The sequence below is a fragment of the Pseudomonas sp. IT-93MI4 genome (assembly GCF_949767635.1).
Lineage (GTDB): Bacteria > Pseudomonadota > Gammaproteobacteria > Pseudomonadales > Pseudomonadaceae > Aquipseudomonas > Aquipseudomonas putida_A.
Map to the genome: position 1 here is coordinate 67,224 of NZ_CATKPP010000008.1, position 19,445 is coordinate 86,668.

Here is a 19,445-nt window from a genome sequence, read left to right on the forward strand (position 1 = left end):
ATGAATCCTTTCAAGATTTCAATGATTGAAATTTCAGTAAGCTGGGAAGTCTGCGGCTAACAGTTTCCCGCGGGTTTCCGACCCCGTGTCCTTCAGATACCCCTAGGGTCCCCGGCGGTTTTCGGCGCACCAGATCGGTGCATCACCCCTGTTCGCCCCCGGCAGGCGGTACTTCGCAGACGCCCAGCCGCTTGGCAGCCCATCGTTCGTACAACCCGATGGCTACGTCCGCACCGGCCATCGCCGTGAGGCACCCCAAGGCACCCGCCGTCCAGATCGTCATACCGGCGGCGATCATCAGCATCATCGCCGACACTCCGCAGACAATGCAGGCCCCGGACCGAAGCACGAGGCGGCGCAACAATGCCCAGCCCCGCGCCCCGTCCTTGTCGGCTCGCCACATCTCCCCCGATACGCCGCCGACCAGGGCCAGGACGATCACTAACCAGATCGGCATCTCTGCCAGCGCTTGTTGCTCGTTTGTCATCGCCAACCCCTAAACGCAAAAACCCGGCGCAATGGCCGGGTTTGGTGGTGTGGTGACTGCCGCTCTCTGCGGTCGCACCTATCGAAGATGGGTACTTTTTACAGGGCGATTCCGGTGGCAGCAAGCGAGTTTTAATGCCATGGAACAATACGGGTGCAATATGGGTACGACGCGGGTGCGACAGGGGTACAACGTATTCACTCGGCTATCGCTTTTGATTCGGCGTCCCATACGTCCCACCTTTCAAAATCGAAGTGGGACGCCTGAGAGCGCCTAGATTCGGGGTCTCGCCCCACCGTCCTACTTATTTATCTCCTTTTTCGTGTAAAGGGAGAAATTTAAGAACACGCTTGCGCGTGAAGCGCGCGTGCAATGTGCCTGCTACGCATATGCGGGCGGGTGACGCTGAAAGGTGGGACGGTGGGACAACCCAGTAAAGACAAGGCCCGCACCTGTCCCACTACGTCTAAACATAGTGGGACAAGGCGGGCCGGTGGGACAGCAACTGCCGGAGCCGTGCCTAGGGTCAAGCAGCCACCCCCATCATGACTCCAAGAATCTGTAGGTGTGCGTCGTGCAGGCGCTGATAATAAGTGTCACGCCCGCAGCCGCAGTGCGCATATCGCAAGCGCATGCCGACATCGAGGGTGCAGTAGTGCTCTCGCACCACCGTCACAAGCTCGGGCGCCAGATGCTTGGTCACGATCAGCTCGATGTCGAGAGAACTCTCTAGCGGCGCACGGAAGGCCCGCCGCCCACGGATCAGTTGCCCATTGCTCTCCATCATCATCGCGACCATATTGCCACCTGCCAGCCCCCCTTTCGAATGATCGGAGTGCAGCTCCTGAGCCCACTTTTTCAGTAACGAATCGATTTCCTTAATCACCGAAACAAGGCTCCTCGACACGCTCATTTTCCAAAGCAGACGCCTTGCCCCAGCCCTCAGGTTTCTTGTAGCCCCACAAACGGATCCGACTCTTGGTCATTGCTCCGAGCCGGTAACGACTCCAACCTAGCCGATGCAGTATCGCCCCGACCCGCATCTGCTCCGGCTTGCCCCAATGTCCCGGATCAAGCTTGAGCGCTTGCGTCAAAATCTCACTGCCGGTCGTAGTCTCTCCAATCTGCGATTCCTCCAGCCAGGTCAGGATCGGCGTCTCCCATTCGTCCACCACGAAGCGCTCGTCCTGCTCCTCAGCGAACAATGTCGCCTCATCTCGCGTCACCCACCAGAGGTCACCCGCGTCGTAACAAAACACAGCCTCGGCCCATAGCTGGTCGCGAATGGAGCGCAGCAGCTCTAAGTCCACCTTGGTACAGGCGACCGGCCAATACCGCCGGTTACCGGTGGCGTCCTTCAGGTACTCCTCCTGATTGGTGGTGCCGACAAAGACGCACTGACGCGGGACGTCCATGGTGCGACGGCCGTAACTCTCGCGGTAGGTATCCGTGGACGCCGAGAAAAATTGCTTGGCCTTTGTACTTTCCGCTTTGTTGAAGCTGTCCAGCTCGCCAAGTTCGACGATCCATTTTCCCCGGATCGCCTGAAAACCGTCTTTGTCGCCCAGAGCGAAAGGTGTATCCATGAACCATTCACCGCCGAGAATGCTCATCGCCGTCGATTTACCAGCACCCTGCGCACCTTCGAGGATCATCACCGAGTCAGCCTTGCAGCCCGGTTTCATCACCCGTGCTACAGCCGAAATCATCCAGCGCTTGCCAACCTTGGACGAGTAAGCAGAAGCCCTAACGCCCATGACGTCCGTCAACCAGCTTTCCAGACGCGGCACACGATCCCATTCAAGCTTTTTAAGGTATTGCCGCACCGGATGAAACTCGTGGTCATGAGCCACAACGCTCACCGCCTCGATCACATGGGATGCCTTGACCCGCAGGTTGTAATGCTGCGCGAGCCATTTCATTACCCGCACATCATCAATGTCAGCCCAGTCGCCCGTGCCCCCGCCATAAGGCGCTGCACGGAGCTTGACGATCTTCGAACTGAACGCGCTGAAACTGATGACTCCGGCCCAGCGAGGATCATTGGCGAGGATCAATTCAACGTTTTGCATATGTGCGATCAGTGCGCCGCTGTCGCTGCGGGCCAGGAGATCTTTCCAACCGCCTGTGGCGGGCGGTTTGACCACCGCCAGCACCTGACGACGCACCGCCTCCAGCCCCTCTGCAACGTGCAAATCGTTGAAGTCGGTCCATTTATCACCGCGCTCACCGGAAAAGATTGGTGCAACCACCTGACCACCGACGATCAGTGCCGCGTTATTGGCCTTTTCTTCACCAGGGTTCCACGCATCACCGTTCGGCTTGGTAGTTTTCCAGTCATCATCGCGACAAATGATCAGCGGACAGCCCGCGAACCGCTCACGCATGGCCTTACAGACCGCAAGCAAGTTACCCGCATCGAATGCCACGGCCACGGTAAGCGAGGTCGCCATGTGCAGGCTGGCGCCAGTCGCGTAGCCTTCACACACCAACACGGGATCGCCTGGATCGGCGTCCGGTCCTAGGAGGTGGAAAGCCCCCTCTTTCGACATCCCGTAAGGCCAATACGTCTTGTCCCGGCCAGTGTCTTCCTGTTTGTTCGGGTAAATCACCTGAAGCCCGACGATGTCATCCCGTGCGTTGCTCATGGGGACCAAGACTGCCCCGGAACGCGGCGCGTATCGCACCCGGATACCGACGATTTGCTTGCGGTCCAGGTATTCGCTACGGCCTTTCTCCGGCATCCGCTGAAACAAGCCATCCGCTCGCTTTGCCGCCCGGCGCGCCGCATTGGCCGCAACCTCAGCAGCACGACGCTTGCCCTCTTCCTGCCGAGCGCGCATCACTTCGCGTTCTTCGGGTGACATCCGACCGGCCTTGACCTTGATCTTCTGCGTCTCACCCGAACGCCAATCGCCGAATGAACCGAAGATCAGCGTCTCACCTTTCTCGGTGCGGTGTTCATGGGCGACGTACCAGCCGTTTTTCTCGGTGCCCTTATCCTGCGCCGTCTTGCACCGGGTGAGCTTGCCGAACACCAGCGGTTGCGCTGGTACAAGTCCGTAATCCGCGAACTGCGCCAAAACTTCATCGAGCATGACGAGCTCCCTTCAATTCCGCGAGCGAAAGACAGTCCACACAATGCGTGCAGCCTGGTTGCGCTACACGACGTCCCTCTGGAATCGGCTCTTCGCACTCTTCACAGAACAGATAAGAGTGCGCCGCCAATGCAGGTTTGGCGGCGTTGCGACGTGCTGCGAGCGCTTGGTCGACACGCTCTTGGACGAGATCATTAGCAAAGTCTGCGATGTCAGCCACGGTCAGCACCTCGCGTAGTCTGATTGACGTAGGTGGCGCGGTTGAATAACCCGAGCAGCCCTTGAATACCTCGGAACACCTGCAGACGAATCGCAGCCAGTTCCTGATCGGTGACAACGCCGTCGCCGATGCTCTTGGCCCAAGTCTCGGCGAGATCCGCGACCTGCCGGAAGTATTCGGCGATACCGGTCGTGAGCGTTTCAGGCATGTCGTTGGTGTAGGTGTCGGCCAACTCCTGCCAGACCGTGTCGCCGACCAATGCATGCACCGCATCGAGAATGCGGCGATCCTTGGTGAGCTCGAGGATCTCACCGAACTCCTGAATGTTTATGGAGTGGCTCGGGTGGGTCGGCGAAAGCTTGTGCTGCAGCGTGGTCGGGTTGCGACCGGTCGTGGCGGCGATGGCCGCAGCGCCGCCTGGGTATTCGCGAGCGGCGTGGTACAGCGCTAAATCGAGCGGCAGGACTTCCCGCTGGGCCCGATCTACGGAACTCAGAGCGATTCGGCTCATGGCATTAATCCTTGAATGTTGCCAGTGCCGCACGACAGGGAGTGGTGGTACATTTGTCGTGTGGCGTGTAAGTGCCCAAACGCCGGCGAGGTTTCATAGACCAACACCGGCACCGTGCTGGGGCGAACAATCCGTTGTTCACCCCTAGCGCAACAGCTGCCAGCTCTGTGGTGGAAAAGGCAGCAACACCAAAGCTTCCGAGCCTTGGAAAACGCGAGAGGCGTGGGCGGTTTGCATTTGGTTTGCCCCCCTACTCCTAACGCGGCCCGACAGCGCTGTGGTGGTGCGTGTCGGGAGGAACTGGGCGACCTTTGGGTCGCCTTTTTTCTAACTATGCAGCTTCGCTTGGCGAGTCATCGTCCATGATCCCAAAGTGTTCAAGAACTTCTGAGATCGTCACGCAGCCATCACTTTCGCGGGCCAATGACTTGATTAGAGAAACGCTTGGATCTTTGCTCGCATATTTCACGTGTAAGCGAAGGTAGCTATCAGCTATACGGCAGCGATTCGCGTAGGCCTTTAGCTTTTCCTTATCCATGTTGCTGATGTAATCACGCAGGTTCATTGAGTAGTCCTCCGGGCGACAAATTAACCTTTAGGGTTATTTTTTGCAATACCCAGAGAGACATTCACCTCAAAGGTTAATGAAGCCAAAATCATCACATGAAAATTTCAGATACCCGGCTTCACAACTTTCGACGAATCATCGCTGAGCGGAATCTTCGCTTGACGGACGTAGCTGAGCGCCTAGGTAAAGCGCCTGCGCAGGTCAGTGCTTTCGGAGGGAAGAATCCTACGAAAGGGATTGGTGACCAGATTGCACGCGAGCTCGAAAAAGCTCTGAACTTGCACGAGGGTTACCTCGACATGCCTTACGGTGTTGGGGAGTTCAATAACGCTACTGTGCTAAGCCATACAGGACGTAAGCTTCCGGTTATAGGCTCCATTGCTGCGGGCTCATGGTGCGAGGGCCAAGGGAGCTTTGATCCAAGAGATGCTGAGGAATGGATTGATGCTCCCGGACCAGTGGGGCCAAGCGCGTTCATTCTCAGAGTTGAAGGTGTGAGCATGGAGCCAAAGTTTATGGAGGGTGACAAGATCGTGATCGATCCATCCCTCGAAGCTTTACCAGGCCATTTTGTTGCAGCGAAGCGAGTTAGAGATGAAGCGGCAACACTCAAGCAACTCAGACAAGAGGGTAGCGAACGTTATCTCTATGCAGTCAATCCTGATTGGCCGGAACGAATAATCCGAATGACTGAAGAATGGAACATATGCGGACGAGCTAGGTGGAAAATCTCCGACCTCTAAAGTTAACCCTGAAGGTTATTTTTTCTTGACCAAATAACCTTTAGGGTTAATATTGCCTCACTCTCCACCATAGAGCGAGGCTTCACCCATGCTATCTAGCGCTACCCTCCACGTTCACCCGGCGTGCGTCAGCAACAAAAAAATGATCGAGCAGTTGCAGCTCGCCACGGGCCGCTTGGTCATCATTCATAACTGCAAACCCCAGCTTGTCGCCAAGTCCTGCCAGCCCTCTCCTGTCGATCCGAACGGCGGAGGGCACGCGGCATGATCAAGTACAAGATCGACAACCGCACCCTCCAACTGCTCAACGCCCAAGTCAACCTGACCGAGACTTTCAACCACGTCCTGCGCACAGCTCCGAAGCGCGAGTGCTTGGCATTCCGTCTCAAGGCCGAACGCGGCACCACGGAAAGCACTTTTGTCATCGAGCTGGGCAATGAACGCCATACGCTGACGCTGCCGAACGACAAGAAGATGCACCTCAAGCTGGCCGACTTCATCGAAGAGATTGCCAACGGCCCGCTTGATTCGCGCAGTACCAGCGACCTGGTGCATCGTACCCACGCAGATCGTCAATACGGCCGTTTTGAAATCCAGGACAAACAGCGGGTATTCGAGCTGATCCGCACCGGTGGCGTGCTGAGCCTCGACATGGGCTTCGACCTGCCCCTGCACGTCGCTATTCATCGCCCGCACACCCTCTCCTGCATCACCGGCATCCTCAGCATTGGCAAAAAGAGCCCGCGTACCCGGTGTTTTACCGCGTGCGGTACCGATGTCGAGATCTACGGCAAGGTAAGCGAGTTCATCAGCCAAATTGCATTAGCGGCCACCCCTGCCGCACACGCGGCTTAAGGAGAGCGCCATGGAACGTACCCTCGCCCAAACAGCTGCTCATCTCGGCCTGACCCGTCCCAAGCTCATCGCCCGCATGCGCGAAAAGGGTCTACTCAAGGGAAACCTGCCGGCGGATCTCAACCGCGACGGTGATTATCTGCGGATCAACAACAGCCCATGGTACGACGAGAAATGCGGCATGCAGTACAGCCAGTCGACTCGGGTCAAGCAGGCCGGCATCCGCTGGCTGGCTGACCAGTTGGGGATCGACCTCCCCGCCATTCCGGCAGACCGCCGTGACGTGGCCTAGGGAATACGCCCGACAGATCATCGCAATGCGGACACGTGAGGAGCGCAATGCCGCGCTCCAGGAGGTGCCCGAACATCTGCGGGAATTGACCAAACGCCATTGCCTGAACGCCTGGAACCACCCCTCACGATCCAAACGCAAGGAGGCTCAATAGCCACATGACCAACGTGAACCAAACACCGCTGCGACTGCTTCCAGCGCCTGATAACTGCACCGTTGACATGCTTTACCGTCTTTTCGGCGACGTACTCATTCCGCTTGAAAAGCTGCGTGTCCACTACTTCAAGAACCTCAACGAAAAGACGTTCACAGAAGCGATCAATAGCCGCCGGATTCAAATTCCCGTGACCACTATCGACGAAAGCGGAAAAGCATTGAGGTATGCCCACATCAAGCACGTTGCCGCTCTGATCGATATCCGCGCCTACAAGGCTGATGAAGAGATGCAACGACCGCTAGACGACAAGTCGGACGCGTAATACCCATTTGAGATCGAACGACACCCCCATTTGGCTGCCACCACCAGCCAAGCGAGCCCAGGAGCAAACCAAATGACAGCAATTCAAATCTGCGCACTCATCTCTCTCATCACTCTGGCGGCGCTATTAATTTGGGCCGGCTACTTGATGAGCCATACCGACGGAATGTCCGCCGGTAAGAAAGAAAGCGACGACATCCAGCGTGCCGAAAGCGCCAAAACCATTCGTGAGTTAAGGGCCTCACTCGACTTCATTAAGGCCGACCACGCCCACCTGGCGCAATTCAGCAAACGCCTGCAGAAAGCGTTTACGCTAGGCGATCCCGAGCGCCAGACACTGCTCGATATCGCCGAAAAGCTCCGCATTGCCGCCGAGACTTTCGCCGCTTTCCGCACCGGGAAGAAATTGGAACGCGAAACCCGCGCCCTGCGCGATGAGGCGCTAGCCATGGCCGAATTACTGGAGCCCGTCGAAACAACAGGCCGTGCCAAGGTAGAAAAGGTGTTCCCTCTCATACCTCTCAGCAAGGTAGATGCAGAAAAAGCTGCATTATTTTTCCAGCAAGATAGCCAAGCAATCGCAACAACATTGCAAACAGCTTCAGGTGGTGCCGCATGAGCGAGATTCTGACTTCCACCGGCAAACGGTTCGAACTGTTCAAACCCGACTCAATCATGATTGAACCGCACGACATCTCTCACGCACTCGCCCACCTGTGCCACTTCGATGGCCGGGCCCGCGAGTTCTACAGCGTTGCTCAGCACAGCTGCATCGTTGCCACTATGGTGCCGAAAGAGCACAAACTCGCAGCGCTACTTTATGCCGCCACCGACGCGTATGTGGCTGTGATCAATGAACATCCCAAGAAATGGATGTTCCTCCAGCAGCGTTTTGAAGATGTTATTTGGCAACGCATTTGCGAGCGCTTCAGCCTTTCCCACGAGACTCCCGAATGCGTATACGAGGCAAGTCTCGTCACGATGGCAACCGAATATCGAGATCTCATGCCTGCAGACCCGGCTATCCGTGAATGTCTGGTCGGTATCGAACCTTCTGCCGAAACCATTCGCCCTTGGTCGCCTAACGAAGCGCAACACACGTACCAGCAGCGCCTGATGGATCAACTCACTGTCGAACACCGGAGGAAAGCGGCATGAGAAATGTACAGAACACCACCGAGACCCTGCCCGCTTTGCTCCGCATAAACAACTGGATCGCCACGCCTGTAAACAACAGCTGCTGCGCAGCAGCAAGCATCATTGCCTCTTCCAGCAGCACTGCCGAGGGTCTGATACCCCACGAAAAGCTGCGCGAGGCAGCCATCCCTAATGCAACGCTGAACGCTCAGAAACGCTCGCCCGCGCAGCTTGTCGAGGGGTATACGCAATGTGATGAGGCAGCAGAGCCATCGTTGCCAACCTATCACCTCGACAAGATTCCAGAAGACAAGATGGCCGAACTGGTCGGTACCACCCGCCGGGCATTACAAGGCAAGCGCGCGAGAGGCGTCATACCGAAAGGGGTTTGGAACAGCATCGATAGCCGCATTTACTACAGCCTAAGGAGATATGAAGCATGGCTCGAGAGCCAATGGGATTGCCCACCGGAGTTGAATTTGCTGGACAGTCCGTCCGCATTCGCTTCACTTGGAACGGGCAACGCCGTTGCGAAACCCTCCCCTATCCCCAAACGCCGAAGGGGATTAAGGCTGCCGCCGACTTACGCGCTAACGTAATCAGCCTAATCAAGCATGGCGTGCTGGATGATCAGCGCTACTCCGAGCTGTTCCCCAACTCCACTTATGCCACCTACTCAGCGACTCCCCGTTTCGGGGAGTACGCCCAAGAGTGGCTCAACAGCCGAGAGATCGTGGCCGGGACTCGAAAGAACTACCTCGGTTCGCTCAATCTGTACTGGATGCCGTATCTGGCAATGCTACCCATCGACAGCATCACATCGGTGATGCTGCGCAAGGTGGTGGCCAATACCGAATGGCCTACGCCGGGCGTGAAGCGTGCGGCGATCCAGCGCCTGACCACGGTGTTCGGTACCGCAGTGAAAGACGGCCTGATCAACCGTAACCCGGTGGAGTCCATCGAGCTGCCGGTGAAGGCCAAGAAACCCATCGATCCCTTCACCGTGGGCGAGGCCAACCAGATTATCGATCACCTATATAAGACGCTGACCCACTTGATGCGGATCTACGCGGCCTACTTCGAGTTCGCCTTCTACACAGGCATGCGCCCCAGCGAGATCGCGGCGCTGCGCTGGGAAGAGGTCGACAAGGAAAAGCGACTGGTCAACGTGTGTCGGATCGTCGCGGACTACAAGATCGAGGAGCGCACCAAAACCCGCAACAGACGCCAGGTCATGCTCAACAGCCGAGCACTGCACGCCATCGAGCAGGCAGAACTGTTGGCGAAGCAACGTGCTTTGCCAAGCCGGCGCAAACGCACCGAATCGACCTATGTGTTCCCGCCCACCAAGAACTTCGAGTTCATCCAACAATCGAGCGTAACCGACAAACACTTCCAGGCTGCACTGACTGAATTGGGCATTCGCGCCCGCCGGCAATACAACTGCCGACACACATACGCTACCATGTGCCTCATGGCGGGTATGAACCCTGCGTTTATCGCCACTCAGCTCGGTCATAGCGTTCAGATGTTGCTATCGACATACGCCCGATGGATAAATTCCAGCACCGACTGGGGTGAACTCGGGAAGCTCGAAAACAGCTTGATTGGTACAAAATTGGTACAGGCAGAAACAGTACCCCTCTGAAACCCTTATGGAATCAGCCCCTGTGACACTGGAACAGAACTACACCGCGATTCTCGGCCAACTGGGCGAGGACGTGTCCCGCGAGGGCCTGCTCGACACGCCAAAGCGTGCCGCCAAAGCCATGCAGTACCTCTGCCGCGGTTATGAACAGACGCTCGAAGAGGTCACCAACGGTGCCCTGTTCAGCTCCGACAACAGCGAGATGGTGCTGGTCAAGGACATCGAGCTGTACTCGTTGTGCGAACACCACCTGCTGCCGTTCATCGGCAAGGCGCACGTTGCGTACATCCCGAGCGGCAAAGTGCTGGGCCTGTCGAAGGTCGCGCGGATCGTCGACATGTACGCCCGCCGCCTGCAGATCCAGGAAAACCTCAGCCGCCAGATCGCCGATGCAGTGATGCAAGTCACCGGCGCGCTGGGCGTGGCCGTGGTGATCGAGGCCAAGCACATGTGCATGATGATGCGCGGTGTCGAGAAACAGAATTCGTCGATGATCACTTCGGTGATGCTCGGTGAGTTCCGCGAAAACGCGGCGACTCGCAGCGAGTTCCTCAGCCTGATCAAGTAATCGGCTGCAGAAAAAAACCGGCGTTGATCGCCGGTTTTTTTTCGCCTGTGAAAAATCGGGTAAGCTGCGCGCCCTTCTCTCTTTGCACCGTGAGGCTTTCAACGTGTTCGTAAAAGCGCTTCGTGTCGGCCTTGGCCAACTGATCATCTTCATTGACTTCATCACCCGCCCGGGCAAGAAACAGCGCCCGGCCGAGGTACAGGCGCAAGTCAACGCCGCCGCCAAAGGCCTGACCCTGTATCAGTTCCACGCCTGCCCGTTCTGCGTGAAAACCCGTCGTACGCTGCGTCGCCTGAATGTGCCGGTCGCACTGAAGGACGCGAAGAACAATGAACAGGATCGCCAGACCCTGCTGGACCAGGGCGGCAAGATCAAGGTGCCGTGCCTGCGCATTGAAGAGAATGGGCAGACGACCTGGATGTATGAGTCCAAGGTGATCATTGATTATCTGGATAAGCGGTTTGCGGCGGTCTGATGATTATGTGGTGGGTTGATTGACGCCTTCGCGAGCAGGCTCGCTCCCACCCTTTGGAATGCATTTCCACTGTGGGAGCGAGCCTGCTCGCGAAGAGGCCTACTCAGCCACCACAAATTCCAGTCAAAAATAAACCGGCCCTCGAGCCGGTTTATTTTTTTCAGGCTGCTTTGTCTAGTTGCGCCTGCCTCACCACCGCCGCCAACCGCTTCAACCCTTCATCCAGTCGCGCCGGGTCGATGTGGCTGAAATTCAAACGCAGGTGCCCGAGGTTTTTATCCGGTTCGGGAAAGAACGGCTCGCCCGGCATGAACGCCACATCATTGGCCAGCGCCTCGTTGAGCAACGTCCGCGTATCCAGCGGTTGCTTCAGCGTCAGCCAGAAAAACAACCCGCCCTGTGGCATGTTCCAGTCCGCCAGATCGGAAAAATGCGTTTCCAGCGCTGACTGGAAAGCATCGCGCCGCTCACGGTAGAACCCACGCAACTCACTCAAATGCTGCTGATACTTTTCCGTGCCGATCCATTGCAGCGCCTGCCACTGGCCGATGCGGTTGGTGTGCAGATCTGCCGATTGCTTGAGCTTGAGCAGGTGTGGAAACAAGTCCGGGCTGGCGATTAGGTAGCCGACGCGCAAACCCGGCAGCAAGGTTTTCGACACGGTGCCGGTGTAGATCCAGCTGGCTTTCTGCAAACGCCCGGCAATCGGTTTGGCGCTGCCGCCATCGAACGTCAATTCGCGGTACGGCTCGTCTTCGATCAGGGTCACGCCGAATTCATCGAGCAATGCGGCGACGGCGGCGCGCTTGGCTTCGCTGTAGCGCACGGCGGAGGGGTTCTGGAACGTCGGGATCAGGTAGATGAACGCCGGGCGATGTTGCTCAAGGCGACTGCGCAGTTGGGCCAGATTCGGGCCATCGGCCTCTTGCGGCACGGTCAGGCACTCGGCGCCGAACAGCTGGAAGATCTGCAGCGCGGCCAGATAGGTCGGCGCCTCCAGCAGGATTTCGGTGCCTTTGTCGATGTATAACTTGGCCGCCAGATCCAGGGTCTGCTGGGAACCGCTGACCACCAGCACCTGACTCGCCGTGCACTCCAGCCCCAACGCTCGCGCCTGCGCCGCCAGCGCTTCACGCAGCGCCGGCTCGCCTTCGCTCATGCCGTATTGGCCAAGGGACAGCGGCATGTCGGCCCATTCGACTTTCGGCAGCATGGCTTCGGCCGGCAAGCCGCCGGCAAACGACATCACCTCCGGGCGCTGGGCGGCGGCGAGGATTTCACGGATCAGAGAACTTTTAAGACGCGAAACACGTTCGGAAAAAGCCATGGGAGTCACCGGTAGCGAGGCCTGGGAAAAATGAGTCAAACTGGTTGACTGAAACTACGACAGCTTGAGCGAGTACGTCAACATGCTTGACCTTAAAAACCCCGCCAGCCAGCAACAGGCGATGGAAGCGTTTTTCTTCGGCTATCAGGCGTTCACCGCCAAGGCTGATGAAATGCTCGAGCGGCGCGGCCTGTCCCGGGTGCATCAGCGGATTGTGTTCTTCATCGCGCGTTATCCGAATTTGAGTGTGAAGGAATTGTTGGGTTTGCTCGGCGTCAGCAAACAGGCGCTGAACATGCCGTTGCGCCAGCTGCAGGAAATGCACCTTGTGGAAAGCGTGGCGTCGGAGGCAGACAAGCGTAAGCGCCTGCTGGAGCTGACTACTGAAGGTGAGAAGTTTGAGCAGGCGTTGCGGCGTGAGCAGGTGAAATTGCTCGAGCGGGTGTTTGCTGAGGCTGGGGAGGCGGCGGTGAATGGGTGGTTGGCGGTGAATATGGCACTTGGGAACACTCAGTCACTTCTCGATTGACTGGACTGGCCTCTTCGGGAGCAAGCCCCCTCCCACAGGGCTCTGCTGATTACCCATTATTCGGGTCCACTGGAGATCCACTTTGGGAGGGGGCTTGCTCCCGAAGAGGCCAGAACAGGCGATATATCCCTATCGCCTGACCTTTCGTAAACAAAACCAAAAACAATATTTGCTTTATTTGTACACAAAAGCATAATCCACTGCGTGCGAGTTCCTGACCGCATGGTCAACAAATTCGCGTATGCCTCAAAGGGCTGCTGCCACCCCTCATGGGTCCGGCCCTGGAAATAACAATAAAACTCTTGAGGAGTACTCGCTGTGGAAAGCCGCAAATCCGAAGCATCGACGCTGGAACTCTCGCCGCCCTTACGCACAGGCGTGCTGGAGCGCATCTTCAAACTCAGCTTGCATGGCACCACGGTGAAGACCGAGCTGATTGCCGGTCTGACAACCTTCATCACCATGGCTTACATCATCTTCGTCAACCCGAACATCATGGCCGATGCCGGGATCGATCACGGTGCAGCCTTCGTCGCCACCTGCATCGCCGCCGCACTCGGCTGCCTGCTGATGGGCCTGTACGCCAACTGGCCGGTGGGCCTGGCACCGGGCATGGGCCTCAACGCCTTCTTCACTTACACCGTGGTCGGCACCATGGGCTACAACTGGGAAACCGCGCTTGGTGCGGTGTTCGTTTCCGGTGTGTTGTTCATGATCCTGACCTTCTCGCGGATTCGCGAATGGCTGCTCAACAGCATCCCGGTCAGCCTGCGCTTTGCGATGGGCGCTGGCGTCGGCCTGTTCCTCGGGCTGATTGGTCTGAAAACCGCTGGCATTGTCGTCGACAGCCCGGCCACCCTGATCAAACTCGGCTCCCTGCGTGAACCCGGCCCGCTGCTGGCGGCGATCTGCTTCCTGATGATCGCGATCCTCAGCTACCACAAAGTGTTCGGCGCGATCCTCATCAGCATCATCACCGTGACCCTCGCCGGTTGGGGCCTGGGCATCGTGCACTACGAGGGGATCATGTCGACCCCGCCAAGCCTGGCACCGACCTTCATGGCAATGAACGTCGCGGGCGTGTTCAACGTCAGCATGATCAGCGTGGTGCTGGCTTTCCTCTTTGTGCACATGTTCGACACCGCCGGCACCCTGATGGGTGTGGCCCAGCGCGCCAATCTGGTCAACGCTGACGGGCGTATCGAAAACCTTTCCCGGGCGATGAAAGCCGACAGCGCCTCCAGCGTCTTCGGCGCGGTGGTCGGTGTCCCTCCGGTAACAAGCTATGTGGAAAGTGCCGCTGGCGTAGCCGCTGGTGGTCGGACTGGTCTTACCGCAGTCACCGTGGGTGTGCTATTTATAGCCGCGATGTTTTTCGCGCCACTGGCCGGGATGATTCCGGCTTACGCCACAGCCGGTGCGCTGATTTACGTAGCGATGCTGATGATGGGCGGCATGGCGCACATCGAATGGGATGAGGCCACTGACGCCATCCCGGCGATCGTCACTGCGATCATGATGCCGCTGACCTTCTCGGTCGCCGATGGCATTGCGCTGGGCTTCATCACCTATGTGGCGCTGAAGGCCGGCACCGGCAAGTACAAGGAAATTTCCGTCAGCCTGTGGGTGCTCTGCGCGATCTTCATCGCCAAGTTCATCTTCTTGTAAGCGACACGCGGTTCAAGCGTCAAACCAGCCTCACCTTCGCGGGTGGGGCTTTTGCACATTCTTGAGTACAACAAAAAAAGGAGCAAATTGATGAGTCTGGAAACCTGGCTGCTGTTCAGCGGCGCGGCATTGGTGGTGATCCTGATTCCGGGGCCGCTGTCCTTGCTGATGATCAGCAACAGTCTGAACTACGGCTTGCGCCGCTCTTATCCGGCATTTCTCGGCGGCGTGATCGCCTCGATCTGCCTGCTCAGTGCTTCGGCGCTGGGGCTCGGCGCCCTGCTGCTGGCCTCGGAACAACTGTTCAGCGCCCTGAAAATCGTCGGGGCGCTGTACCTGTTCTACCTCGCCTGGCAGAGCTGGCAGCAATCGCGTCAGCCAGCGGTCGGTGCCGAAGTGCCACAAGCCGCGCCGGTGCCGCGTTTCCGCACATTGTTCGGCCGCGCGTTTGTCTTGGGCGCGAGCAATCCGAAGGACATTCTGTTTTTCGCCGCGTTTCTGCCGCAGTTCCTTAGCGCGCAACAGCCGTTCCTGCCGCAGTTGCTGATCATGATTGCCACGTGGGTGGTGCTGGATCTGTGCTGCAAACTGGCTTACGGGCTGGGTGCACATGGCGCGGCGCGCTATCTGCGCAGCGGCAAGGGACAGAGCTGGTTTAACCGGGTGAGTGCCGGACTGTTCAGTGGTGCGGGCGCTGCGTCGCTGTTGAGCCGCTGACAGCAAAAGCTTCGCGAGCAAGCCCGCTCCCACATTTGGAATGCATTCCCTTGTGGGAGCGGGCTTGCTCGCGAAGGCGTCAGACCAGACAGCACTATCCTCCAAGCGAAAAAAAGCCCGCAGTGTGAGCGGGCGAAAGACCAAAGAAGCTATATGCGCAGTCGCTTCCCGGTGGGGGCAGCTGCTTGGGGGTCAGCTGCCCCGATAGGTGGAATAGCTGTAAGGCGAGATCAGCAGGGGTACGTGGTAATGATCCTGCTCGGCGGAGATGCCGAAACGCAGCACCACCACGTCGAGGAACGCCGGCTCCGGCAGTTGCACGCCACGGGCGCGGTAGTAATCGCCGGCGTGGAACTGCACCTGATAGACCCCTGTGCGGTAGTCATCGCCTTGCAGCAGCGGCGCATCGACCCGGCCATCACTGTTGGTAATCGCACTGGCGACCAATTCCAGATGCGAGCCTTCAACGCGGTACAGCTCGACCTTGATCGAGCTGCCCGGGCAACCGTGTGCAGCGTCCAAAACGTGTGTTGTCAAACGTCCCATTGATTCTGCGCGCCTGGCCGCAAAGAGCAGTCAGACTTCGCGCCTCCCGAAGTCAGGTAAAAAGGAGACCGCACCGATTCGGAGCACGAAAAGTTGCGGCGAGCGACTGATTAAGACACTTTTCAAAAAAATTGTACACAATAAAAACGACATTTTTCGCATCACCCCCGCCATTCGGGCGTTTACTGCGGATCTGCGCCTAAAGCGCCTGGCTATTGAACCTCACAACCATTAGCTGACTGATCAGGCAGGTTTCTTGCAGGTTTACGCCATTAACAGCAAAAGATGACAGTCGGTGAAAAATGCGAAAATTCAGGCTTACAAATTGCGAATAAAGTTGTATACAATCAGCCCATCGCTGTGACGCCAGCCTGTGCAGGCCGTTACACAAACCTGTCAACGAATAAGAAGGAAGACTGCAGTGAGCGCTGACTACCCACGCGACCTGATCGGTTACGGCAGTAACCCTCCTCACCCACACTGGCCGGGCAACGCGCGCATCGCCCTGTCCTTCGTGCTCAATTACGAAGAAGGCGGCGAGCGCAACATTCTGCACGGCGACAAAGAATCCGAAGCCTTCCTCTCCGAGATGGTTGCTGCCCAGCCGCTACAAGGCGCGCGCAACATGAGCATGGAATCGCTTTACGAGTATGGCAGCCGTGCCGGCGTCTGGCGGATCCTGAAACTGTTCAAGGAATTCGACATTCCGCTGACCATCTTCGCCGTGGCCATGGCTGCCCAGCGCCACCCGGATGTGATCCGCGCGATGGTTGAAGCCGGTCACGAGATCTGCAGCCACGGCTACCGCTGGATCGACTACCAATACATGGACGAGGCGCAGGAGCGCGAGCACATGCTCGAAGCGATCCGCATCCTCACCGAACTCACCGGCGAACGCCCACTGGGCTGGTACACCGGCCGCACCGGCCCGAATACCCGGCGCCTGGTGATGGAAGAAGGTGGTTTCCTCTACGACTGCGACACCTACGACGACGACCTGCCCTACTGGGAACCGAATAACCCGACCGGCAAGCCGCACCTGGTGATCCCGTACACCCTCGACACCAACGACATGCGCTTCACCCAGGTGCAGGGTTTCAACAAGGGCGACGATTTCTTCGAATACCTCAAAGACGCGTTCGACGTACTGTACGCCGAGGGCGCCGAAGCGCCGAAGATGCTGTCGATCGGTCTGCACTGCCGGCTGATCGGCCGTCCGGCGCGTCTGGCCTCGCTCAAGCGCTTCATCGAATACGCCAAAAGTCATGAACAGGTGTGGTTCAGCCGTCGCGTCGACATCGCGCGTCACTGGCACCAAACCCACCCGTACCAAGGGGCCGCTAAATGAGCCACTTTCAAACCCTGCAACCGTCGACCCTGAGCCGCGACGCCTTCGTCAAAGCCTTCGCCGACATCTACGAACATTCGCCATGGGTGGCCGAGAAGGCCTACGACCTGGGCGTGGACGCTTCGATCGACGAGATCGAAACCCTGCACCAGCGCATGAGCGACATCCTGTTGAGCGCCGATCACGCCAGTCAACTGGCACTGATCAACGCTCACCCGGACCTGGCCGGCAAAGCCGCCGTCCAGGGCCAACTGACCGAAGCCAGTACCAATGAACAGGCTGGCGCCGGTATTCACCAATGCACGGCCGAAGAGTTTCAGCGCTTCACCGAGCTGAACGACGCCTACAAGGCCAAGTTCAAGTTTCCCTTCATCATGGCGGTAAAAGGCAGCAACCGGCATCAGATCCTCGCGGCGTTCGAAACGCGCATTCACAACTCGGTCGACACCGAATTCAAATGCGCGCTGGCGGAGATCAACAAGATCGCCCTGTTCCGTTTACTGACTCTCTAGCGAAGCCTGGCCCGAGTGCATCAAACGCGGAGAGCACCCAGGGCCTTGCAAGCATCCCCAGCCAACTTATTAAAGGCAGACAAGAAGAATGAAAGCTTACGCCGTACCTTTCGAGAAGTTCGTCAACCTGGCCGATGCCCGTCTGGGCACCAAAATCATCTCGGTCACCGATGACTGGTTCGCAGACGCCAATCGTCTGTTTCAGCCGACCCCGGCCGTGTGGAAGGAGGGGGTGTTCGACGACAACGGCAAGTGGATGGACGGCTGGGAATCGCGTCGCAAGCGCTTTGAAGGCTACGACAGCGCGGTAATCCGCCTGGGCGTACCGGGTTCGATCAAAGGCGTGGACATCGACACCTCATTCTTCACCGGCAACTTCCCGCCATCGGCCTCGCTGGAAGCGTGCTTCCTGGCCTCGGGCGAGCCGGACGAAAACACCCAGTGGACTGAAGTGCTGTCGGCCGTCGAGCTGCAAGGCAACAGCCACCACTACCACGAAATCAGCAACGACCAAGCGTTCAGCCACCTGCGCTTCAACATCTACCCGGACGGAGGTGTCGCCCGTCTGCGCGTGTACGGCATTCCGTTCCGTGACTGGTCCGCGGTTGGCGACAACGAGCAAGTCGATCTGGCCGCAGCCCTCAACGGTGGCCGCGCCCTCGCCTGCTCCGACGAACACTTTGGTCGCATGAGCAACATCCTCAACCCGGGCCGTGGCATCAACATGGGCGACGGCTGGGAAACCGCACGTCGTCGCACCCCGGGCAATGACTGGGTGATCGTCGCGCTGGGCCACCCGGGCGAGATCGAAAAAATCATCGTCGACACCCTGCACTTCAAGGGCAACTACCCGGACACCTGCTCGATCCAGGGCGCGTTCGTCAAGGGCGGCACCGACAGCCAGATCGAAACCCAGTCGCTGTTCTGGCGTGAACTGCTGCCGAGCCAGAAGCTGGAAATGCACGCCGAACACACCTTCGTCGAGCAGATCAAGGCACTGGGCCCGATCACCCACATCCGTCTGAACGTGTTCCCGGATGGTGGCGTGAGTCGCCTGCGCGTTTTGGGCAAGGTCGCGAAGTAAGCAGTGAAACCATTCGCGAGCAGGCTCGCTCCCACAGGAGACTGCATTCCAAATGTGGGAGCGAGCCTGCTCGCGAAGGCGTCAGAACAGTCAACACAGAATTCGGAAAAGAACAGCATGCGCACACTACAGATTGAACCGCTGACCAAAGAAGCCTTCGCCCCCTTCGGTGACGTGATCGAAACCGACGGCAGCGACCACTTCATGATCAACAACGGTTCGACCATGCGCTTCCACAAACTGGCGACGGTCGAAACCGCTACGCCTGAGGACAACGCGATCATCAGCATCTTCCGCGCCGACGCGCAGGACATGCCGCTGACCGTGAGCATGCTGGAACGCCATCCGCTGGGCAGCCAGGCTTTCATTCCGCTGCTCGGCAACCCCTTTCTGATCGTGGTCGCGCCACTTGGCGATGTACCTGTATCAGGCTTGGTCCGCGCCTTCGTCACCAACGGCAGGCAGGGCATCAATTACCATCGCGGCGTCTGGCACCACCCGGTGCTGACGATCGAAAAGCGGGATGACTTCCTGGTGGTTGATCGCAGTGGCACAGGCAATAACTGCGATGAGCATTTTTTCAAAGAGGATGAGCGTCTGATCCTCGCCCCCCACCAATAAGAGAAGGTCTGAT

At 58.1% G+C, this 19,445-nt stretch carries 25 protein-coding genes; 17 read left to right on the forward strand and 8 right to left on the reverse strand.

All coding sequences use genetic code 11. The features are described from left to right. Window positions 1-142 precede the first annotated feature (142 nt). From ACM6I7_RS06165 to ACM6I7_RS06190, 6 genes are all read right to left on the reverse strand, one after another. Window positions 143-487 carry a phage holin family protein gene (locus tag ACM6I7_RS06165; protein WP_414888161.1) on the reverse strand — a complete coding sequence of 115 codons (345 nt, stop codon included), beginning with the start codon at window positions 485-487 and terminating at the stop codon, window positions 143-145. Between the two features lie 526 nt (window positions 488-1,013). Then, window positions 1,014-1,373: a hypothetical protein gene (locus ACM6I7_RS06170; protein WP_414888162.1), complete on the reverse strand. Its 360-nt coding sequence runs from the start codon at window positions 1,371-1,373 to the stop codon at window positions 1,014-1,016. Next, window positions 1,366-3,585 carry a VapE domain-containing protein gene (locus tag ACM6I7_RS06175; RefSeq protein ID WP_414888163.1) on the reverse strand — a complete coding sequence of 740 codons (2,220 nt, stop codon included), beginning with the start codon at window positions 3,583-3,585 and terminating at the stop codon, window positions 1,366-1,368. Before ACM6I7_RS06175 ends, ACM6I7_RS06170 begins: the two co-directional genes overlap by 8 nt. Continuing rightward, window positions 3,575-3,805, reverse strand: a complete 231-nt coding sequence (locus tag ACM6I7_RS06180; RefSeq protein WP_414888164.1) for a TraR/DksA C4-type zinc finger protein — start codon at window positions 3,803-3,805, stop codon at window positions 3,575-3,577. The genes ACM6I7_RS06175 and ACM6I7_RS06180 overlap by 11 nt, the downstream gene beginning before the upstream one ends. After that, complete coding sequence (locus tag ACM6I7_RS06185; protein ID WP_414888165.1) at window positions 3,798-4,316, reverse strand: phage regulatory CII family protein; 519 nt, start codon at window positions 4,314-4,316, stop codon at window positions 3,798-3,800. Before ACM6I7_RS06185 ends, ACM6I7_RS06180 begins: the two co-directional genes overlap by 8 nt. A gap of 331 nt (window positions 4,317-4,647) precedes the next feature. Then, window positions 4,648-4,881, reverse strand: coding sequence for a hypothetical protein (locus ACM6I7_RS06190; RefSeq protein WP_414888166.1), 234 nt, complete (start codon window positions 4,879-4,881; stop codon window positions 4,648-4,650). A 98-nt stretch (window positions 4,882-4,979) separates the two neighbouring features. Between ACM6I7_RS06190 and ACM6I7_RS06195 the strand changes: the two genes are divergently transcribed. From ACM6I7_RS06195 to ACM6I7_RS06240, 10 genes are all read left to right on the forward strand, one after another. Further along, on the forward strand, window positions 4,980-5,627 hold the full coding sequence (locus ACM6I7_RS06195) for a LexA family protein (RefSeq protein ID WP_047598940.1): 648 nt from the start codon (window positions 4,980-4,982) through the stop codon (window positions 5,625-5,627). 264 nt (window positions 5,628-5,891) lie between these two features. Next, window positions 5,892-6,482, forward strand: coding sequence for a hypothetical protein (locus ACM6I7_RS06200; protein ID WP_414888167.1), 591 nt, complete (start codon window positions 5,892-5,894; stop codon window positions 6,480-6,482). Window positions 6,483-6,492: 10 nt separating this feature from the next. After that, window positions 6,493-6,774 (forward strand): DNA-binding protein, encoded by a 282-nt coding sequence (locus ACM6I7_RS06205; protein ID WP_414888168.1) that lies wholly within the window; start codon window positions 6,493-6,495, stop codon window positions 6,772-6,774. 158 nt (window positions 6,775-6,932) lie between these two features. Then, window positions 6,933-7,253: a pyocin activator PrtN family protein gene (locus ACM6I7_RS06210; protein WP_414888169.1), complete on the forward strand. Its 321-nt coding sequence runs from the start codon at window positions 6,933-6,935 to the stop codon at window positions 7,251-7,253. 72 nt (window positions 7,254-7,325) lie between these two features. After that, window positions 7,326-7,871 carry a hypothetical protein gene (locus ACM6I7_RS06215; protein ID WP_414888170.1) on the forward strand — a complete coding sequence of 182 codons (546 nt, stop codon included), beginning with the start codon at window positions 7,326-7,328 and terminating at the stop codon, window positions 7,869-7,871. Continuing rightward, window positions 7,868-8,410, forward strand: coding sequence for a phosphohydrolase (locus ACM6I7_RS06220; protein ID WP_414888171.1), 543 nt, complete (start codon window positions 7,868-7,870; stop codon window positions 8,408-8,410). The genes ACM6I7_RS06215 and ACM6I7_RS06220 overlap by 4 nt, the downstream gene beginning before the upstream one ends. Next, on the forward strand, window positions 8,407-8,988 hold the full coding sequence (locus tag ACM6I7_RS06225) for a hypothetical protein (protein WP_414888172.1): 582 nt from the start codon (window positions 8,407-8,409) through the stop codon (window positions 8,986-8,988). Before ACM6I7_RS06220 ends, ACM6I7_RS06225 begins: the two co-directional genes overlap by 4 nt. Beyond that, complete coding sequence (locus ACM6I7_RS06230) at window positions 8,889-10,037, forward strand: tyrosine-type recombinase/integrase (protein ID WP_414888183.1); 1,149 nt, start codon at window positions 8,889-8,891, stop codon at window positions 10,035-10,037. Before ACM6I7_RS06225 ends, ACM6I7_RS06230 begins: the two co-directional genes overlap by 100 nt. Window positions 10,038-10,059: 22 nt before the next feature. Then, window positions 10,060-10,605: a GTP cyclohydrolase I FolE gene (gene folE / locus ACM6I7_RS06235; RefSeq protein WP_019826593.1), complete on the forward strand. Its 546-nt coding sequence runs from the start codon at window positions 10,060-10,062 to the stop codon at window positions 10,603-10,605. Window positions 10,606-10,708: 103 nt separating this feature from the next. Continuing rightward, the gene (locus ACM6I7_RS06240) at window positions 10,709-11,080 is read left to right on the forward strand and encodes a glutathione S-transferase N-terminal domain-containing protein (RefSeq protein ID WP_007960660.1); all 372 of its coding nucleotides are present in this window, start codon (window positions 10,709-10,711) and stop codon (window positions 11,078-11,080) included. A 160-nt stretch (window positions 11,081-11,240) separates the two neighbouring features. Here the strand turns inward: ACM6I7_RS06240 and ACM6I7_RS06245 are convergent, their stop codons facing one another. Next, window positions 11,241-12,407 carry a PLP-dependent aminotransferase family protein gene (locus ACM6I7_RS06245; RefSeq protein WP_097087562.1) on the reverse strand — a complete coding sequence of 389 codons (1,167 nt, stop codon included), beginning with the start codon at window positions 12,405-12,407 and terminating at the stop codon, window positions 11,241-11,243. Window positions 12,408-12,489: 82 nt separating this feature from the next. Here ACM6I7_RS06245 and ACM6I7_RS06250 point away from each other — a divergent pair, with 82 nt between their 5' ends. The 3 genes from ACM6I7_RS06250 (at window position 12,490) to ACM6I7_RS06260 (ending at window position 15,321) form a co-directional block, all read left to right on the forward strand. After that, window positions 12,490-12,936, forward strand: a complete 447-nt coding sequence (locus ACM6I7_RS06250; RefSeq protein ID WP_097087806.1) for a MarR family winged helix-turn-helix transcriptional regulator — start codon at window positions 12,490-12,492, stop codon at window positions 12,934-12,936. A gap of 318 nt (window positions 12,937-13,254) precedes the next feature. Then, window positions 13,255-14,604, forward strand: coding sequence for an NCS2 family permease (locus ACM6I7_RS06255; RefSeq protein WP_027613339.1), 1,350 nt, complete (start codon window positions 13,255-13,257; stop codon window positions 14,602-14,604). Window positions 14,605-14,694: 90 nt separating this feature from the next. Continuing rightward, window positions 14,695-15,321 (forward strand): LysE family translocator, encoded by a 627-nt coding sequence (locus ACM6I7_RS06260; protein ID WP_003223174.1) that lies wholly within the window; start codon window positions 14,695-14,697, stop codon window positions 15,319-15,321. 192 nt (window positions 15,322-15,513) lie between these two features. Here ACM6I7_RS06260 and uraH read toward each other — a convergent pair whose 3' ends face one another. Continuing rightward, entirely contained in the window at window positions 15,514-15,867 is a 354-nt protein-coding gene (uraH, locus tag ACM6I7_RS06265; protein ID WP_003223171.1) for a hydroxyisourate hydrolase, read from the reverse strand. A gap of 421 nt (window positions 15,868-16,288) precedes the next feature. On the opposite strand from uraH, the gene puuE reads away from it, so the two are divergent. The 4 genes from puuE to ACM6I7_RS06285 all read left to right on the forward strand — a co-directional run bounded on the left by puuE (window position 16,289) and on the right by ACM6I7_RS06285 (window position 19,432). Then, complete coding sequence (gene puuE / locus ACM6I7_RS06270) at window positions 16,289-17,215, forward strand: allantoinase PuuE (protein ID WP_027613340.1); 927 nt, start codon at window positions 16,289-16,291, stop codon at window positions 17,213-17,215. Beyond that, the gene (gene uraD, locus ACM6I7_RS06275) at window positions 17,212-17,727 is read left to right on the forward strand and encodes a 2-oxo-4-hydroxy-4-carboxy-5-ureidoimidazoline decarboxylase (RefSeq protein WP_414888173.1); all 516 of its coding nucleotides are present in this window, start codon (window positions 17,212-17,214) and stop codon (window positions 17,725-17,727) included. The genes puuE and uraD overlap by 4 nt, the downstream gene beginning before the upstream one ends. An 88-nt stretch (window positions 17,728-17,815) precedes the next feature. After that, window positions 17,816-18,811, forward strand: a complete 996-nt coding sequence (alc, locus tag ACM6I7_RS06280; RefSeq protein WP_003223166.1) for an allantoicase — start codon at window positions 17,816-17,818, stop codon at window positions 18,809-18,811. Window positions 18,812-18,928: 117 nt separating this feature from the next. Continuing rightward, window positions 18,929-19,432 carry an ureidoglycolate lyase gene (locus ACM6I7_RS06285; protein WP_041068829.1) on the forward strand — a complete coding sequence of 168 codons (504 nt, stop codon included), beginning with the start codon at window positions 18,929-18,931 and terminating at the stop codon, window positions 19,430-19,432. The last annotated feature ends 13 nt before the right edge of the window (window positions 19,433-19,445 follow it).